The sequence below is a fragment of the Pseudorhodoplanes sp. genome (assembly GCF_059499825.1).
Map to the genome: position 1 here is coordinate 459,947 of NZ_JCABZI010000002.1, position 17,161 is coordinate 477,107.

The 17,161-nt window shown below is 63.2% G+C and carries 16 protein-coding genes; 10 read left to right on the forward strand and 6 right to left on the reverse strand.

The features are described from left to right. Positions 1-23 precede the first annotated feature (23 nt). The 5 genes from AC5I5I_RS05660 to flaF all read left to right on the forward strand — a co-directional run bounded on the left by AC5I5I_RS05660 (position 24) and on the right by flaF (position 4,568). Positions 24-359, forward strand: a complete 336-nt coding sequence (locus AC5I5I_RS05660) for a hypothetical protein (protein WP_495970750.1) — start codon at positions 24-26, stop codon at positions 357-359. A 234-nt stretch (positions 360-593) separates the two neighbouring features. Continuing rightward, the gene (locus AC5I5I_RS05665; protein WP_495970752.1) at positions 594-2,063 is read left to right on the forward strand and encodes a flagellin N-terminal helical domain-containing protein; all 1,470 of its coding nucleotides are present in this window, start codon (positions 594-596) and stop codon (positions 2,061-2,063) included. 186 nt (positions 2,064-2,249) lie between these two features. Next, a complete protein-coding gene (locus AC5I5I_RS05670; protein WP_495970754.1) occupies positions 2,250-3,713 on the forward strand; it encodes a flagellin N-terminal helical domain-containing protein in 1,464 nt (487 codons plus the stop codon). 113 nt (positions 3,714-3,826) lie between these two features. Then, a complete protein-coding gene (gene flbT / locus AC5I5I_RS05675; protein ID WP_495970756.1) occupies positions 3,827-4,261 on the forward strand; it encodes a flagellar biosynthesis repressor FlbT in 435 nt (144 codons plus the stop codon). After that, positions 4,203-4,568 carry a flagellar biosynthesis regulator FlaF gene (gene flaF, locus AC5I5I_RS05680; protein ID WP_495970758.1) on the forward strand — a complete coding sequence of 122 codons (366 nt, stop codon included), beginning with the start codon at positions 4,203-4,205 and terminating at the stop codon, positions 4,566-4,568. Before flbT ends, flaF begins: the two co-directional genes overlap by 59 nt. Before the next feature lie 156 nt (positions 4,569-4,724). Here flaF and AC5I5I_RS05685 read toward each other — a convergent pair whose 3' ends face one another. The 3 genes from AC5I5I_RS05685 to AC5I5I_RS05695 are packed head-to-tail and all read right to left on the reverse strand — an operon-like array spanning position 4,725 to position 10,115. After that, complete coding sequence (locus AC5I5I_RS05685; RefSeq protein ID WP_495970760.1) at positions 4,725-6,221, reverse strand: flagellin N-terminal helical domain-containing protein; 1,497 nt, start codon at positions 6,219-6,221, stop codon at positions 4,725-4,727. Positions 6,222-6,229: 8 nt separating this feature from the next. Continuing rightward, a complete protein-coding gene (flgK, locus tag AC5I5I_RS05690; RefSeq protein WP_495970762.1) occupies positions 6,230-8,092 on the reverse strand; it encodes a flagellar hook-associated protein FlgK in 1,863 nt (620 codons plus the stop codon). Between the two features lie 28 nt (positions 8,093-8,120). After that, on the reverse strand, positions 8,121-10,115 hold the full coding sequence (locus AC5I5I_RS05695) for a flagellar hook-basal body complex protein (RefSeq protein ID WP_495970764.1): 1,995 nt from the start codon (positions 10,113-10,115) through the stop codon (positions 8,121-8,123). A gap of 236 nt (positions 10,116-10,351) precedes the next feature. Between AC5I5I_RS05695 and AC5I5I_RS05700 the strand changes: the two genes are divergently transcribed. After that, positions 10,352-11,197, forward strand: a complete 846-nt coding sequence (locus AC5I5I_RS05700) for an AAA family ATPase (protein ID WP_495971140.1) — start codon at positions 10,352-10,354, stop codon at positions 11,195-11,197. 283 nt (positions 11,198-11,480) lie between these two features. After that, positions 11,481-11,966, forward strand: coding sequence for a fasciclin domain-containing protein (locus tag AC5I5I_RS05705; protein WP_495970766.1), 486 nt, complete (start codon positions 11,481-11,483; stop codon positions 11,964-11,966). A gap of 82 nt (positions 11,967-12,048) precedes the next feature. Here the strand turns inward: AC5I5I_RS05705 and AC5I5I_RS05710 are convergent, their stop codons facing one another. Next, positions 12,049-13,974 (reverse strand): NAD(P)/FAD-dependent oxidoreductase, encoded by a 1,926-nt coding sequence (locus AC5I5I_RS05710; protein WP_495970767.1) that lies wholly within the window; start codon positions 13,972-13,974, stop codon positions 12,049-12,051. 31 nt (positions 13,975-14,005) lie between these two features. Here AC5I5I_RS05710 and AC5I5I_RS05715 point away from each other — a divergent pair, with 31 nt between their 5' ends. Together AC5I5I_RS05715 and AC5I5I_RS05720 are read left to right on the forward strand one after the other, a co-directional pair. After that, positions 14,006-14,533, forward strand: coding sequence for a SixA phosphatase family protein (locus AC5I5I_RS05715; RefSeq protein ID WP_495970769.1), 528 nt, complete (start codon positions 14,006-14,008; stop codon positions 14,531-14,533). A gap of 30 nt (positions 14,534-14,563) precedes the next feature. Then, positions 14,564-15,004: a universal stress protein gene (locus AC5I5I_RS05720; RefSeq protein ID WP_495970771.1), complete on the forward strand. Its 441-nt coding sequence runs from the start codon at positions 14,564-14,566 to the stop codon at positions 15,002-15,004. Here the strand turns inward: AC5I5I_RS05720 and AC5I5I_RS05725 are convergent. Next, a complete protein-coding gene (locus tag AC5I5I_RS05725; protein ID WP_495970773.1) occupies positions 14,999-15,637 on the reverse strand; it encodes a hypothetical protein in 639 nt (212 codons plus the stop codon). The two genes, AC5I5I_RS05720 and AC5I5I_RS05725, sit on opposite strands and share 6 nt — an antisense overlap. 159 nt (positions 15,638-15,796) lie before the next feature. On the opposite strand from AC5I5I_RS05725, the gene AC5I5I_RS05730 reads away from it, so the two are divergent. Beyond that, entirely contained in the window at positions 15,797-16,117 is a 321-nt protein-coding gene (locus AC5I5I_RS05730; RefSeq protein ID WP_495970775.1) for a hypothetical protein, read from the forward strand. 76 nt (positions 16,118-16,193) lie between these two features. Here AC5I5I_RS05730 and AC5I5I_RS05735 read toward each other — a convergent pair whose 3' ends face one another. Continuing rightward, positions 16,194-16,700: a YciE/YciF ferroxidase family protein gene (locus tag AC5I5I_RS05735; protein ID WP_495970776.1), complete on the reverse strand. Its 507-nt coding sequence runs from the start codon at positions 16,698-16,700 to the stop codon at positions 16,194-16,196. Positions 16,701-17,161 lie beyond the last annotated feature (461 nt).

Here is a 17,161-nt window from a genome sequence, read left to right on the forward strand (position 1 = left end):
GCGACATGCGCCGGGAGGTGACCTTGGACACAAGCCACACGGTGAGGCCGCGCGACAGCGTCTCGCGAACCGTTGTCGGCCGAAGTAACGTGGTGCGCACCGAGCTATCGCCGTCGCAAAGCGTCAATGCCTCGCAGCAGGCATCCGTGCCGCAACATGCGCCAGACACGCTGACCCGCGATCCTGGTCTCGATCCGCAATGCCACGCAGTGCTCGAACGCGAGCGCGAGGAGCGCGAACGGCGCCGCCGCGCACGCAAGGACGAGATCCTGCTGCGGCAGAAAGCCTATGGCCAAAACGCATTGCAACAGGCGGAGCCGCAGGACGACGACACCCAGCATGCGGACTTTCAGGTCTGACGCTCATCGGCGGACCATTGCGCCGCAGCAAGCCGGCCAGCAAGTGTTAACGAATTGCCGCGGCAACACGTTACCAAAACATAAAGCAACGCTTTACAGAACATGCGCTTGCATTCATCGCGTATCAACTCGTTAACCATGCTTTTTTACGCGGCTTTGATGGGAGCCATGTCATCACCGCGAGCGATCCGGATGGATCGCAGATAGCACCACGACCAGAAAGGTTGAGACACTATGGCTTCCAATATCACTCTGTCTTCGTCTGTCCGTCAAAACCTGCTCTCGCTGCAGTCGACCGCAGACCTGATGAGCCTGACCCAGAACCGCCTCGCCACCGGCAAGAAGGTCAACTCGGCCCTCGACAATCCCAGCAACTTCTTCACGTCGCAGTCGCTGAACAATCGCGCCAGCGACCTGAATTCGCTGCTGGATTCGATCGGCCAGGCGCAGCAGACGCTGAAAGCTGCCGATCAGGGCATCACCTCGCTGACCAAGCTTGTCGAATCCGCGAAGTCGATTGCCAAGCAGGCCCAGCAGGCGGCGGCCCCGGCCACCACCTACGCGCTCGCCCTCACCGGCAACGCGGCGATCGCTGACGATGCGGCTGTTGCAACCGGTACGGTCGGCTCCATCACCGGCGCGAGCACGCTGGCTTCGCTCGGTATCGCCGATGGCGAGACGATCACGATCTCGGATGGCACCAACACCGTCACCCACACGGTCACCACCGCCGCGACCGAAGACGTCGACGACGTCATCACCTCGCTGAACGGCGGCGCCGCGACCTGGACCGTGGCCGTCAACGGCAGCGGCAACCTGGAAGTGACCGCCGATAACGCCTCCGACACCCTGACCATCTCGGGCAACGGTGCGGACTCGGTGTTCGGCACGACCACCACGTCCAGCCTGACCAACGCTACGCTCGGCGCGCTCACCGGCACGCTGACCGTGCAGTCCGGTTCGGCTGCGGCTCAGACGATCACCTTCGGTTCTGGTGGTGCTCAGGTCAACACCCGCGCCGAATTGGTAACCGCGCTCAGCGGACTGACCGGGGTCACCGCGACCATCAACGGTTCGGATCAGATCTCGATCACCTCGACGAGCTCTGACTCGGTCACGATCGGCGGCACCGATGCTTCGTCGTTCTTCGCTGCGGGCAATATCGGCGCCAACGCTCCGACTGCCACGGTCGGAACGCCGAGCACGACCCGTGCGAACCTGCAGACCCAGTACAACGACCTGCTCACGCAGATCGATTCGCTGGCCGGCGATGCCTCCTATAACGGCATCAACCTGCTGAACGGAGATGACCTGAAGGTCGTGTTCAACGAAGACAGCACGTCGTCGCTGACCATTTCCGGCGTCACCTTCGACTCCGCCGGTCTTGGCCTGAGCTCGTTGTCGGCGTCTGAGTTCCAGAGCAACTCATCGATCGACGCGGTCATCACGGGTCTCGACGCCGCGCTGACGAGCCTGCGTTCCCAGGCTTCGAAGTTCGGTTCGAACCTGAGCACGGTGCAGACCCGTCAGGACTTCACCAAGAACATGATCAACACCCTGACCACTGGTGCCGACAGTCTCGTGCTGGCCGACACCAACGAGGAAGGCGCCAACCTGCTTGCGTTGCAGACCCGCCAGCAGCTCTCCACCACGGCGCTGTCGCTTTCCGCGCAGGCCGACCAGGCGGTGCTGCGTCTGTTCTAAGCGTTCGCTTCAACTTCAGATCGGCGGAAACGGCGGGGCCAGTCCCCGCCGTTTCTTTTTTTGTCCGGCGCAAAGCGTTTACTGATCATTAACCAATTTTTTACCCGACATTAGGGTTACCTGATCATTATGACTGGAACCGCATTGAGCGCGGACAAATTTCCATTGTGAAGAAGGACGCCGAAAATGAGTGATGTCGTACTTTCAGCCGGCGTGCGGCAAAACCTCCTGTCCTTGCAGGGCACGGCCGAATTGATGAGCATGACCCAGAACCGGCTTGCGACCGGCAAGAAGGTCAATTCGGCACTCGACAGCCCCTTCAATTTCTTCACCTCGCAGGCGCTGAACCATCGCGCCAGCGACCTCAACTCGCTCCTGGACGCCATCGGCCAGTCCCAGAAGACCATCGAGGCGGCCAACCACGGCATCACGGCGATCACCAAGCTGGTCGAATCGGCCAAATCGATCGCCAAGCAGGCCCAGCAGACGACTGCGCCGGCGGCGACCTATGCGCTCGCGATCAACGGCAACGCCGCAATCGCCGACGACGCGGCCGTGGCAACCGGTTCGGTCGGCAGCATCACCGGCGCCAGCACGCTGGCTTCGCTCGGTATCGCCGATGGCGAAACGATCACGATCTCGGATGGCACCAACACCGTCACCCACACCGTCACCACCGCCGCGACCGAAGACGTCGACGACGTCATCGCGTCGCTGAACGGTGGCGCCGCCACCTGGACCGTTGCCATCAACGGCAGCGGCAATCTGGAAGTGACGGCCAACAACCCCGCCGATACGCTGACCATCTCCGGCAACGGTTCGGACTCGGTGTTCGGCACCACCACCACATCGAGCCTGACCAACGCGACGATCGGCGCGCTCTCGGGCACGCTGACCGTTCAGGTCGGATCCGCCACGGCCCAAACGATCCAGTTCGGCGCCGGCAACGTCGAGACCCGGGCAGACCTGCTGGCCGCTCTCGGCAGCCTCACCGGCGTCACCGCGACGATCAACGGCACCGACCAGATCGCGATCACCTCGACCAGCTCCGAAGATATCACGATCGGCGGCACCAACGCGGCGTCGTTCTTTGCCGCAGCCAATATCGGCGCCAACACGCCGACCGGCACGGTGGTGACGGCCAACACGGTCCGCGCCAATCTGGAAGGCCAGTTCAACGAAATCCTCAGCCAGATCGATGCCCTGGCGCGCGACGCGTCCTACAACGGCGTCAATCTGCTCTATGGCGACGACCTCAAGGTCATCTTCAACGAGGACGGCTCGAGCTTCCTGAACATCACGGGCGTCACCTTCACCACGACCGGTCTCGGAATGACGGCGCTGGCCGGCGGCGAATTCCAGACCAACGGCTCGATCGATACGGTTCTCGGACAGGTCGACGGCGCGCTGCGGACGCTGCGTTCGCAGGCGACCAATTTCGGCTCCAAGCTCGGCACGGTGCAGACCCGTCAGGAATTCACCAAGCAGCTGATCAACACGCTGGAAACCGGCGCCGACAACCTGGTGCTCGCCGATACCAACGAGGAAGGCGCCAACATGCTGGCGCTGCAGACCCGCCAGCAGCTCTCCACCACCGCGCTGTCGCTCTCGGCGCAGGCCGACCAGGCGGTGCTGCGACTGTTCGGCTAATCCGACAGACACGCGAAGAATTGATGCGGCGGGGCGAGAGCCCCGCCGTTTTTGTTTACGCAGCATTAACCATAAAGGTCCAACGATAAAGTCCAAACCCGATGGAGGCCGTGATGGCGCTCAAGGTCGAACTGAAGCCCGGCGAACGCATCCTGATCGGCGAGAGCGTGATCACCAACGGCGACCAGCGTGCGCGCTTCCTGATCGACGGCACTGCACCGATCCTTCGCGAGCGCGATATCATGACCGCGGAGCGCGCCGACACGCCGGCCAAGCGCATCTATCTTGCGGTGCAGCTCATGTATATCGGCGGCGATCCCGCGCAGCAGCATGAAGTCTACTTTGCGTTGATGCAGGACATCGTCAAGGCCGCGCCCAGCGCCTGGCCCTACATCGCCGACATCAACAATCAAATCTTAACGGGCGAACTGTATAAAGCGTTGAAATCAGCGAAGAAAATGATCGAATACGAGCAGGAGCTTCTATCGCATGCAAAGCGCGGCCAAAGCCTACGGAGCAGTGGCACAGCAGACCGCAAGTCCGCGTGAACTCGAAGCGCAGTTGCTGCTGCGCGCCGCATCGCGGCTCCAGAACGTCCACGATCACTGGGAGAGCCAGCGCGCCGGACTTGATCATGCGCTGTTGTTCAACCGCAAGCTCTGGACCATCTTCCTGACGTCGGCTGCCAATACCGACAATCCGCTGCCGGCCGAGGTTCGTCAGAACATCGCTAATATCGGCATCTTCGTGATGAACCACACGCTCAACGTGATGGGCAATCCGGAGCCGGAGCGCCTGCGCAGCCTGATCAACATCAATCGCCAGCTTGCGGCCGGCCTGAGCGGCAACGCCTGATTCTGCCGCCACAGATTCGCGATGCATCAATGGCCGGGCTGAGTCCCGGCCATTTCCATGTCTGCCCAAGGATGAACGATGCGGCCCTCAACAGGCGGCCTGCCGCGCGGCGCAGTGCTGCCAGACTGGCAATGAGGGATACGATCGCCGCCTGGCCTACAGATAGTTCAGGATGCTTATCTGGAATAGTTTCGCGGTGGTCTGTATCGAAGCCTGCAAGGTCGTTTGCATCGCGAGTATCTTCGCCGCAACCTCTTCGTTGCTGATGCCTTCGATCTCTTCCAGCAGGTTGCCAAGCGTGGCGTCGGTCTGCTGGTGTCGCTTTCTGGCGGCCTCGACCGAATCCTGCGCACCGGCCAGATCCGCTTGGATCGCCTGCACGCTCTGGGTCCCCAACGGCACGTCGAGCGCTGTGCGCAGCCGCGCATCGAGTGCGGCGGCTCGCTCCTTCGAATCCGGATCGGTGCTGGGCATGGAGATCGCCGCCATCGCGGCGATGTTCTGCATTTGCCAGCGGATCCCTTCCTCGTTGGCACGCAGACCATATTGCACGCTAATGGACTGATCGATCCGGCCGGAGCTCGTGGTCCGCGCCGGCTGGCTGCCGGCCTCGCCCGTGTACCAGATCACGGTATCGGTCGCGCTTCCCGCGACGAGTCCGGTTGCGGTGTTGAACGGAGGACCGTCAACCCGCTGCGGTGGATTGGCGTCGTCGATGTTGAAGAAATCGTTCGAAGCGGCGAGCGCCGAGGCCGCCGACAGGTCTGTCCGGGCCAGACGGCCGAGCTCGGTGCTCAGCACCGCCTGCAGGTTTGCCGCGGTGGCCGCGCTGTCTGCACCGATGGAGAATTCGCGAGCGGCCGGGGGTGCCGAGGCGGTTGCGGTCAGCACGATGCTCGCACTCGACCCATCGGGCAGATCGAATGTGAACCGCACGCTTTCGCCGGCCGCCGGATTTGTCGCGCCAAGGTCGAGCGAAACCTGGGGCGGCATGCCCGCCGGCCCCGTGGCCGTCGCGCCGGTCAGCGACGACGAGATCGCCGCCAGTTTGAAGCCGAAGGCTGTCGCCGGCGCCTCTTCACTGATTGCGACCGCGGTCGGCGACGGCGACGACACCGCCAGACGGCCGAGCCCGCTGGCCCCGAGATCCGCCTGCAATCTCTCGGACACGATCTGCCTGAGGCCGGCACGCCCGCCCTCGCCGTCGAGAACCTGCGACAGCGACTGCACCGCAGGCCTGTCATTCGCCAGCCCGGAAAACAGGTAGCGATCGCCGACCCGCGTATTCAGCAGGCCAAGCATCTCGCCCAGCGCTGAGGAGGCCGATGCCTGGGTCGTGCTGCGCCCGTCAGCCGAGGTCATCTGCGCCGAAGCCGCCTTCATTTCGCGACCTATATCGCCAACGCGGCTGAGTACGGTCTGCGCGAGTGAAAGCCGCACACCGACGCTCTTGATCGTATCGCCGTAGGAGCCGATTGCCGAGAGATGCGAACGCAGTCCTACGGTCAGGCCGCGATCGATGCCGATACCGGCGTAATCGTCGGCACGCTTTCCGGTCGCGAGCTGCCGCTGCAGATCGCCAAGCTGCGCCCGCTGACCGACCAGCGACTGGGTCAACAGCAAAGATCTCGTGCCGACATTGACGATGCTCATTTGCGGCCTCAGATGCTCATCAGGCGTTCCATCATGTCCTTGACCACGGACATAACCCGCGCGTTGGCGGCATAGGCACTTTGCAGGGTCAGCAGGTTCGCCATTTCGACGTCGACATTGACCGAAGAGACATCAGCGAAGCGCTCCTTCAGCGCATTCACCACGACCGCCTGGCCGGCTGCCAGGTTCGACGCATTTTCTGCGGCTTCACCCTGATAGCTGATCACCTGACGCAGGAACGACGACAGCGTCCCGGAGAACGGAGACGCGGACGATCCGATCCCGGTCCCCGACGAAAACGTGAGCGCCGCATCGTGCAACTGGTCGAGTATGAAGTTCGGCCGGGTCGCGTCGCCCGCCGCCACGCCCGGCTGGAACATGACGAGCTTCGATGGATCGGCGAGAAGCTGCGCGTTGACCGTCAGCCGTCCGGCTAGTCCGACGCTCTGCGCGCCGGTCGAGGTTATCGCCCCGGTATAAAGATTGGACGCATCGGTGAAGAACGGCAGTTGCGCATCACCGCTGCCGAAGCCGGTACGGGTAACGGTGGTGCTGACGGCATCGACAGTTGAATTGTTGGCGGCGCCGTCGTCGAGAATCCGGATCGTGGTCCCGGACGGGTTCGAGAAGTTGACCTTGCCGTTGAAATAGCCATTGAGCTGCGCGGCGACTGAAGCCGGCCCGCCGGAAAAATCGATTCCGATCACGGTATCGCCGGCCGTTGCGGTCACGTCATTGGACAGTGGGAGCGCCGCCGGATCGTCCACCCGCACGATGGTGGCCTGATGTTGCTGTCCCGTCGTCGTGTCGGTCCAGGTCAGGTTGATCCGGTTGCCGGCGAGCATGTCGGCGGTGTCGATATCGTACCCCGCCTGCGCGCCGGAGGTGACGGCATTTCCGGGCGTGGTCACGTCGGAAAGACTTGACGCCATGGCGGCCGCGATCGCGTCGAGCTGCGCCTGCGCTTCCGGCAGGATATAGTCGCGCATCTCGACGAAGGCAGCGATCTCGCCCGAACGGATGGCGTTACTGGCGAGCAGATCGACCTGCCCGCCGGTCGGCGTGGTCAGCGTGATCGTCCCGACGCCGCGGGTCGCCGCGTCCGGGGTCCATTGCGCGTTCGGCGAAATCGACCCGTGCATATCGAAAGCAAGCCGTGCCGCGTCGGTGGCGACCAGCTGAACGCCGGAATTGGTAAAGACCGTGACCTGGTTGTGATCGGTTGGGATCACCCGGATATCCATCAACTGCGCCAGCTCGTCGATATACATGTCGCGCTGATCGAGCAGGGTCGCCGCTGCGGCGTCGGGTGTGGTGTTGACCGCCAGTTGCCGGTTGATGTCGGCGATTCGCGTCATCGCGTTGTTGGCGCGCGCCACCGCGTCGCTGATCCCGTATTCGGCATCGCTGCGCAACGCCTGGATCTGGTTGGACATACCGTTGAGCTGCTGCGCCATCACCTGGGCAGAGCTGATCACGGCGGTACGTGCGGAGGCCGATTCCGGCGAGGTGGCCAGCGCCTGCAGCGTGGTCGTGAAGTCGTTATAGGCCACTTCCAGCGTGGCATCGGCGCCCGGCTCGCCATACATCTGCTGCAGCCGCGAGAAAAATTGCGCGCGGAGGTCGGCATAGGCTCCGCCGGACGCTTCGGTGCGCAATTGCCGCTGCAGATAGATGTCGAGCTCGCGATTGATGGCCGAGACGCGGACGCTGACCCCGGCGCCGCCGGCGGACGTCGTCGTCTGAACCAGGTTCTTGCGCACATAACCGGGCGTCTCCGCATTCGCCACATTCGAGGCGATCAGAGCGAGCCCGGCCTGCACGGTGCGCAAGCCGGCGGTGGAGGTGTTGAGCGCCTGTGTCAGGCTCATGACGTCGTCCTAGGGCCCGCCACCACACTCAGCGGAGCATGTTCAGGAGTTCCTGGGTCATGTCGTTGGCGGTAGAGATCACGCGGGTATTTGCGGAATAGGCCTGCTGCGTGACGATCAGCTTGGTGAATTCGTCCGCGATATCGGTGTTCGACCCTTCGAGCGCGGAGCCGATGATCTTGCCGCTGGCGCCGTAGGTGGGCGTGCCGGACTCATCCGTGACCGCGAACGCGCCGCCGTCGATCCGCTTCAGGAAATCGGCACCGGTGAAGTTCGCCAGCGTGATGTCCGCGAGGTCGATGGTGCGACCGTTCGAATAGGCGCCGACGATGCGGCCCTTGTCGCTGATCGAAATCGTTTGCAGTTCGCCCGCCGGATAACCGTTCTGCTGGAGCAGATTGACCTGCGCATTTCCGTTCGGATCCGCGAACTGCGTGATGCCGCCCGAACCATGCGTGATCTGAATGTTGCCCAGACTGATCCCGTCGATCACGACATCGTTCAACTGCAAAGTCGAAACCAGAGGGCTCATCTGGCCGTTCGGGCCGAAGCTGTAGTTGACGCCGGCATTGGTCCAAGCGGCCTCCGTACCGGTGGCGTTGGAATTGACCTGATAGAACAGGTTCCAGGTATCGGAGCCGCCAGTGAGCTGGGAATCGACCTTCGCCCAGCGCATCTGGATGTTCACCGCCGTGCCGGAGACGTCGTAGGCAGTGATGGCGCCGCCACCCAGTGACGAATCCAGGAACGCCCGCTCGTCATTGGCGATCACGCTGCCGTTGGACGGCAGGCCGGTGCGCGTCAGAATGCCGAAGACCGAGTGCGTCATGGTGCCGTCGACCGTGATCGTGTCGGTCATGTTGGCCGCGGTGATCGTGACGTTGCCATTGGTGGTATTGACGCTGCCGGTGCCGCCGGTGATGCCGGCGAGCGCGGTGGAAAGCTCGGCAAGGGTCGACACCTGACCGACGCCGGCGCCGAAGGTAATGGTCAGAGCCGGGTTGCCGCCGACCTGAATCACCATCGTCTGACCGGTTCCCACCGCATTCTGCGTCAGGAGATTGGTGGCGTTGGTGTTGCCGACATTCAGTCCAAGCTCGCCCAGCAGCGACAGCGTGGATGCGCCGCCGATTTCGATATTGGTGTCGGCATTGGCGCTGGTCAGCACCATGCGGTTCGCACCGTTCATGGTAGCGGTGACACCGGTGGTGCCGGACTGGGCGTTGATCGCGGCCAGCACGTCGGTCGCGTTGTTGCCGGCAGTGATCGCGATCGAGGTGCCATTGATTTCAATGGTGCCGCCGGCCGACGACAAGGTGGAGATGTCGACACTTCCGGTTCCGACTGCGACCGCATCCGGGAGCAGGTTTGCGCCCGAGCCCAGGATGCGCGCCGGTGCCGGCGGACCGAAAATCGGATTGGCGGAGAAATTTGCCGGGTTGAGCAGTTCCGATCCCGGGATATCGGGGTCCGCATTGTTGGTGTTCGGAAAGGCGGCCAGATTGGCGCGATACTGGATCGCCGACGTCTGCTGCGCCGGCAGGAAGTCATTCTGGAATTGCAGCAATTGCGGAATGCTGCCAGTCGGATTGCCGGTTGCAGGATCGATCGGCAGGCCCATCAGGTAATAGCCCGCGCCGTTGACGAGATAGCCGTTCTTGTCCGGCTGGAAGTCGCCGCGGCGGGTGTAGTAATCGGCGCCGCCGAAGACCGGCGTGTTGTCCTGCACCGCGGTCGGCTTCTGCACCACGAAGAAGCCGTCGCCATTGATCGCCATGAAAGTGCCGACCGAGGCGCCCTGGATGTCGCCCTGCACGGTGTTGGTGGCGCGCGCGCTCGCGATCACGCCGCCGGCAAGCTGCTTGGATGGGATGTTGTCCGGGATCAGATCCTGGAAGCTGGTGTCGATCCGCTTGAAGGCGGTGGTCTGCGAATTGGCGATGTTGCCGGAGACATTTTCGAGCGCGTAAGACTGCGCGCGCATTCCGGTGACCGCGGTATTCAGTGCGCCGAAGATACCCATTACCTATTCCTCCAGAACGGCCGGGGCGACCGACTGGACGGACGGCCGCAAGCTTGCGACAGGAACATCGCAAGCAGCGTGCCATATAATTTGTCTTGCAAAATCAATATGTTGAGTCGGAGCACTGGTTGCGGAACGCGGCCAGCTTTGCCGGGCCCGGCAAATTTTTCCGGGACGGTTTGCACCTGCGAGATCAGGCTCTAATGTCGATCCGGCTGATCATCCAGGGACAATTCATGCGTTTCGAAGGCACCAAAGGCTATGTCGCGACCGACGATCTGAAGGTCGCGGTGAATGCGGCGATCACCCTGCAGCGGCCGCTGCTGGTCAAGGGCGAGCCCGGCACCGGCAAGACCGTGCTGGCGCAGGAAATCGCCAAGGCGGTCCGGACAGACCTCCTCGAATGGCATGTCAAATCCACCACCAAGGCGCAGCAGGGTCTGTACGAGTACGATGCCGTCTCGCGCCTGCGCGACAGCCAGCTCGGCGACGAGCGGGTCAAGGACATCCGCAATTACATCAAGCGCGGCAAGCTCTGGGAATCCTTCGTCCGCGAGACCCGGCCGGTGCTGCTGATCGACGAAATCGACAAGGCCGATATCGAATTCCCGAACGATCTCCTGCAGGAGCTCGATCGGATGGAATTCTTCGTCTACGAGACCGGCGAGACCGTGAAGGCGAAGCAGCGCCCGATCGTGGTCATCACGTCCAATAACGAAAAGGAATTGCCGGACGCATTTCTGCGCCGGTGCTTTTTTCATTATATCCGCTTTCCGGACCCGGAGACGATGCGCACGATCGTCGATGTGCATTTTCCGGGCGTCAAACAGCGGCTGGTCGCCGAGGCGCTCAAACTATTTTACGAGATCCGCGACGTGCCGGGCATGAAGAAAAAGCCGTCGACCTCGGAATTGCTGGACTGGCTGAAGCTTCTGATGGTCGAGGATATCGGCCCGGAAACGCTGCGCGAGCGCGACCCGAAGAAGCTGATCCCGCCGCTGCACGGTGCGCTCCTGAAGAACGAGCAGGACGTGCATCTGTTCGAACGGCTGGCATTCATGGCGCGGCGTGACGGGCGCTGATAGCGCAACACGAACATTGCAAAACGCATCACCTGCGTCATCGCGGCGCCTGCGATAAGACGCCGCAGCGTGCATGCACGCTCACACATTGCGCGCTTAACCTGAGCCGGTAACGCAGTCCGCAATAACGATCCTGTGATCGCGAAAACCCGTTCAGGATCGCGCACGTATCTCGCGCGTCCGTTCGATCTTGTTCCGAGCATCGCTTGCTCGCTGCGGCAGGAGCCGAGCCCGGATGTTTTCGTCGAACAATCCAATCACAGAGAGAAACAGGAAAGCCGCTATGACTCGTCGTGTTTCCCGCCACATCCTGGCTGTATGCGCCGCCCTGACGCTCGGCTCAGGCGCAGCGTCCGCTGCAGATATCGTCGATACTGCAGTCAAGGCCGGCCAGTTCAACACTCTGGCGGCAGCGCTGAAGGCTGCCGGTCTGGTCGATACCCTGAAAGGCCCCGGACCCTTCACGGTTTTCGCGCCCACGGATGAAGCGTTCAAGAAGCTTCCCGCCGGCACCGTCGAAACGCTCCTGAAGCCGGAAAACAAGGCCAAGCTCGTCGGCGTGCTGACCTATCACGTCGTGCCAGGCAAAGTGATGAGCTCCGCACTGACTGGCAAGGTGACGGACGCCAAGACCGTTCAGGGCCAGACGGTGAAGGTCGACGCCACCAAGGGCGGTGTGATGGTCAACAACGCGAAAGTGGTGACGGCCGACATCGCGACCGACAACGGCGTGATCCATGTGATCGACACCGTGATCCTTCCGCAATAAGCGACCCGTCCGAAAGAAGGATCTGCAGTTACCGCAATGCGCCGCCGATCGACATCGGCGGCGCATTGTCATGTGCGGGTGGCTAGCGCCGTGGTTGCGGCGCGGTCGCATCCGGCGGTGAGGTGTCCGGTGCTGCGGGCGTAGCGCTCGCTCCATCCGCAGGCGCGGAAGGGACGGACGACCCCTCCGCGATGAGCCGCGCCGCATTCTCGGCCACGCGCTCGGCGTTGCGGTAGGCCGCTTGGAGCTGCTCGGCATCCGCCTGTTCCGCTGCGCGGCGCTCCGTTTCGATGCGCTCCGCCTCCGCCCGTTCGGCCGCAAGCCGTTCCGCTTCGAGACGCTTCGCTTCCGCTTTCTCGGCGGCGATGCGCTCCTTTTCGGCGCGCGCGGCCGCTCGCTGCTCGTCCTTCAGGCGAGCGGCTTCCGCCTTCGCTGCCGCTTTTTCCTCGGCGCGAACGCGCCTGGCTTCGGCCTTTTCCGCGGCGATCCGCTCGCGCTCGATGCGGCGTATCTCGGCCTGCTCGGCCTCGAGCTTTTCGCGCTCGATCCGCGCCGCCTCGGCGACTGCCGCCTCCTCGGCGCGAATGCGGGCGCGCTCGGCCGCTTCTTCAGCCTCTTTCTTCAACCGCGGCTCGTTCTCGATCAGCCACAACTCATTGCGCCGCGAGCGCCGCGACGCCCATTCCTCGTAGCGCCGGTGCGCTGCGTAAAAATACTTTGCGAAGACGCCTCCCATGCGCCCGCCCGACCAGATCAGTTCGAACGGCTCGAACAACCGAAAGCGATCATCGCCATCGACAAGGGCGCCGGTGATCAGCTTCGCCGCCATGGCGCTGGTATTCAGCCCAACTCCGCCGAACCCGCTTGCCAGCCAGACGCCCGGTGCAACCTCGCCGATCTGCGGCATGCCATGGACGGTCACCCCGATCGCCCCGCCCCAGGCATGGTCGATATCGACCGATCCAAGCTGCGGAAAACGGCGCCGCAGATCGGCGCGCAGCCAGCGGGCATGACGATCCGGGTTGGACGGTCGCGTTGCCAACCCCCCGGCAAACATCAGCCGGTCGCCGCCGACGATCCGATAATGATGCCCCGAGGATCCGGAATCGCTGACCGCTCCGGGATAGTCGAGCGCCGAGGCCAGCGTGTCGCCAAGCGGCTTGGTCACCATGACGAATGTGTGAAGCGGGATCAGTGTATCGGCGGCCTCGGGCAGCATCGCGCCGAGATGGATGTTGCCGGCGAATACAATCTGCGAGGCGCGCACCCGCCCCTGTGCCGTGATCACGCGCTTGCGCACGCCTGCGGGATCGATCGAGATCGCCGGCGTTCCCTCGAACAGGCGGGCACCCGCCTGCTCGGCCAGGCGAGCAACCCCGAGCGCATAATTGTAGGGGTGAATGTTGAAGGCGGTCGGAAAATGAATGGCTTGGAAATAGTGGGGGGATTTGACCTTCTCGCGCACCAGCTTGGCCGGCCACAGTTCGACATCGGCGCCGAGCGCTCGCAGCCGCTCGGCCGCATCGGACATCTCGCCTGCCCGGTCGATCTTGGAAACCTGCAGCCAGCCCTCGCCCTGAACCAGATCGCGGCCGCCGATATCTCCGGCTGTCCGGCGCATATAGTCGGCGCCATTCTGCGACAGCAGCCATAATTCGCGTGCATGATCTTCGCCGACGCGTTCGACCAGCGTCTCCGGCCGCTGATAAAAGCCCGGGCGGACGAAGCCGGTATTTCGGCTCGATGCATTCCAGGCAACCCGGCGCGCCTCCAGCACGGCAACGGACCATCCGCGGCGCGCGATCTCGAGTGCTGTCGTCAGCCCAGCAAGGCCGCCGCCGATGATACAGACATCGACATCGATATCATGCGTCAGCGACGGACGCGGCGCCGCGCTGTCACCGGTCAAGGTGAACCAAGTCTCGCCATAGTCGCTATCCATCGCGGCAACCGGTGCGGCTTTCGGCTGCGCATCGCCGAATTGTGGGCTCGTGCTAGTCTCTTGCACCATTGCCCCCCTGCCCCGTGGAACGCGATTCATGCGCCGCCTGATGCTTCTCCGTCACGCCAAATCCGACTGGTCGCTGCCGGGGCAATCCGACCATGACCGCGATCTGGCCACGCGCGGCCGCAAGGCGGCGCCGCTGATGGGCCGCTACATGGCCGATCACGATATCATTCCCGATCATGCGATCGTATCCACAGCGACCCGCACGCGCGAAACCTGGCGCCTCGTGGCCGGCATGTTTCCGCGCCAGCCGCCGGCGGATTTCGAAGACCGCATCTACGAAGCCTCCCCGCGCGACATCCTGGCGGCCATTGCGGACGCGCCGCCATCCGCCCGATCCCTGCTGGTTGTGGGTCATAATCCGGGATTCCATGACACCGCAAATCTTCTGGTTGAGTCGGGCGACAAACGCATCCGCAAAACGCTGTCGGAGAAATTTCCGACCGGAGCGCTGGCCGTGATCGACCTCGATATCGACGACTGGGCGAATGTCCGGCCCGGCACCGGGCATCTTGACAGCTTTGTCACGCCGCGTGCGATCGGCGCAGGAAGCGACTAGACTGACCGGGCAGATGGGGAGGAGCCGATCATGTTCAAACGGATCCTGGTGCCTGTGGACCTTGCCGAGCCGGACCTTGCGCGTCCGGCGATCGAGACAGCCTGTGCCATGGCGCGCGGTGCGAATGGGACGATCCGCATCGTCCATGTGCTGCCGATGACACCGGTGATGCTCGCGGAATATGTGCCGCCGGATTTCGACGCTCAGCAGCGCAAATCCGCGGAAGACGGGATGGCGAAACTGACCGGCGAATGCGGCCTCGCCGCGGATCGCGTGTCGGGCATCGTGCGGCAGGGCGGGATCTATCACGAGGTGATCGAAGAAGCCAAAGCGATGGATGCCGACCTGATCGTCATGACATCGCATCGGCCCGACATGCGCAGCTATTTTCTGGGATCGAATGCGGGCCATGTCGTGCGCTACGCGAATTGCTCGGTGCTGGTGTTGCGGGATGAGCGCAATGCTTCATGAGACCGGGTTCGGCGTCTTCGGAAGCAGATCCGCCGGCACCGCGTCGAGGGTGTAGCGCCGCGGCATATTGCGTTTGAAGAAGCTGCCCATCTGCCAGAGCAGCCAGAAGAACATCGCCACCAGCGCGAGGATCGCGGCGATCTGGCCCCAATCCAGCGGTTGGCCGAAGGCAACCTCGCCCAGTTGCATGGCGCGGAACGCCAGCGACACGCCCATGACGCAGAGCGCGACGAAAATCGCGACGCCCGGCCAATAGAGGAAGGGAAGCGCACCCGCCCTGAGGTCGGGCTTCCCATGAGCAGCGGCAATGCGTTCATGCAAGGTGCTGATGAAGCGCGAATAGGCTTCGTCCTGACGCTCCTGCTCCATCAGCGACTTCCATGACGTCGACGCGATCGAAATTTTCGGGCCTCTGTCGGCCCAGATTTCCGCGAGGAAACGGTAGGACTGCATCGTCACCGGACGAAAGCTGAGCCTGATCCGCCGGATCGTCGCATAGGGTACCTGTCCCGATAACGTCCCGATCGACCAGTGCAACGCCTCGGGCGCAAGACGGAGAATCCAGGCTCCGCCCATCAGGGAGGCTTTGTACGTATAGACGATGTCTGAATGATCCGCCCCCGCCTCGTCCAAACTCGCCCCCTCCACTACCGTCCGCTCGGCGGCGCCGTCATAGCACACGCCGCCTCGCGGAAGGATATTGCCCCATTTGGACGCGCCGCCTGCGGGAACAGCAGCAGCCGGCCGGTCGTTGGCAAGGAGACCTTATCCAACGGAGAGAAAGAAAAGCCCATGCGCCTTGCGAAAACGCTGCTGGCGGCCGGATTTGCTGCAATCGTTGCCACCGCCGCCCACGCCCAGACTGCAGGATCGCCGAGTGGAATGGGAACCGCTCCCAGCCAGCCGGGCGGCTCACCCGCGCCCGGCGTCACGCCCTCAACGTCCGGCCCGGCCGGCACCACCGGCACCGGTTCGTCCGCACAGCCGGGCATTCCTGGCGCTGTCAGCCCCGGCAATCCGAACGCAGCCTCGCGCCCGAGCGTTCCGAATATCAGCGGATCGCCGATCGTCACCCGGCCAGGCACGTCGCCCTGCACCGGGACCGGATGCTGATCCGTATCGCCACAGGACGATCAAAAAAAAGCGCCGGACGATCCGGCGCTTTTGCTTTGTCAGCAGCCCGACGCTGTCAGCTCGCGGCTTTGCGATTGACCTTGCTTTCGGCGACGCTGGTCAGCTTCTTGTCGGTCGCCTTCTCTTCGTCCAGCGTCTTCTGGAGGATCGCAGCGGCGTCGTCGCGTCCGAGCTGACGCGCCCATGCCACCAGGGTGCCGTAGCGCGTGATCTCATAGTGTTCCACCGCCTGGGCGGATGCGATGATCGCGGCATCGAGCACTTCCTTGTCCTCGACCTCGCCGGAGACTTCCTTCGCTTCGTCGATAATGCCGTCGATCGCCGGACAGTCGACTGCCTTCGGCTTCAGGTTGTGCAGCTTGAACACCTGCTCGAGGCGGGCGACGTGATTCTCGGTCTCCTGCAGATGCTTCTGCAGACCGGTCTTCAGATCACGATCGGTCGACTTGCCGATCATGTCGGGCAGCGACTTCAGGATTTGTTTCTCGGCGTAATAGATATCCTGAAGCTGATGGACATAGAGGTCGTCCATTGTCTTGATGTCAGCGGAAAACAGGCCCATCGGGGGCTCCCATTCTTGTTGATGTTGCGATGACGGACGCCCCGGGCGTCCAGCAACCCAACGTGGCAGCCACAGCGATGTTCCTGACGCATTCGTTATTGGCGCCTGGGAACCAACGCGTTCAGCAGACATTTGCCCCGCACAGGGACGCCGTCAGCAAGGGAGCAATGGCCCGTCTCGATAGGGCAACCGTCTGGCCATGATAGATCCGGGAAACCAAGAGCAGCGGCAGGATCGTTCAGAGGATCGCAAGCCTTCACGCGCGCCGTTCGATACTTCGGAACTCAATAACATTCCGCGGACCACCGACGAGGATCCCCCCTATCAAAGCTGGTGGGTGGTCACCGACCAGGACGAGCGCTGACCGGACGGAACTCCGCTGCGCGTCTGGCCTCGGCGACGCATCGGGATGCAAACGAGCCGACCGCGTGCCCCTAAAAAAAAAGCCGGCCACGAGGGCC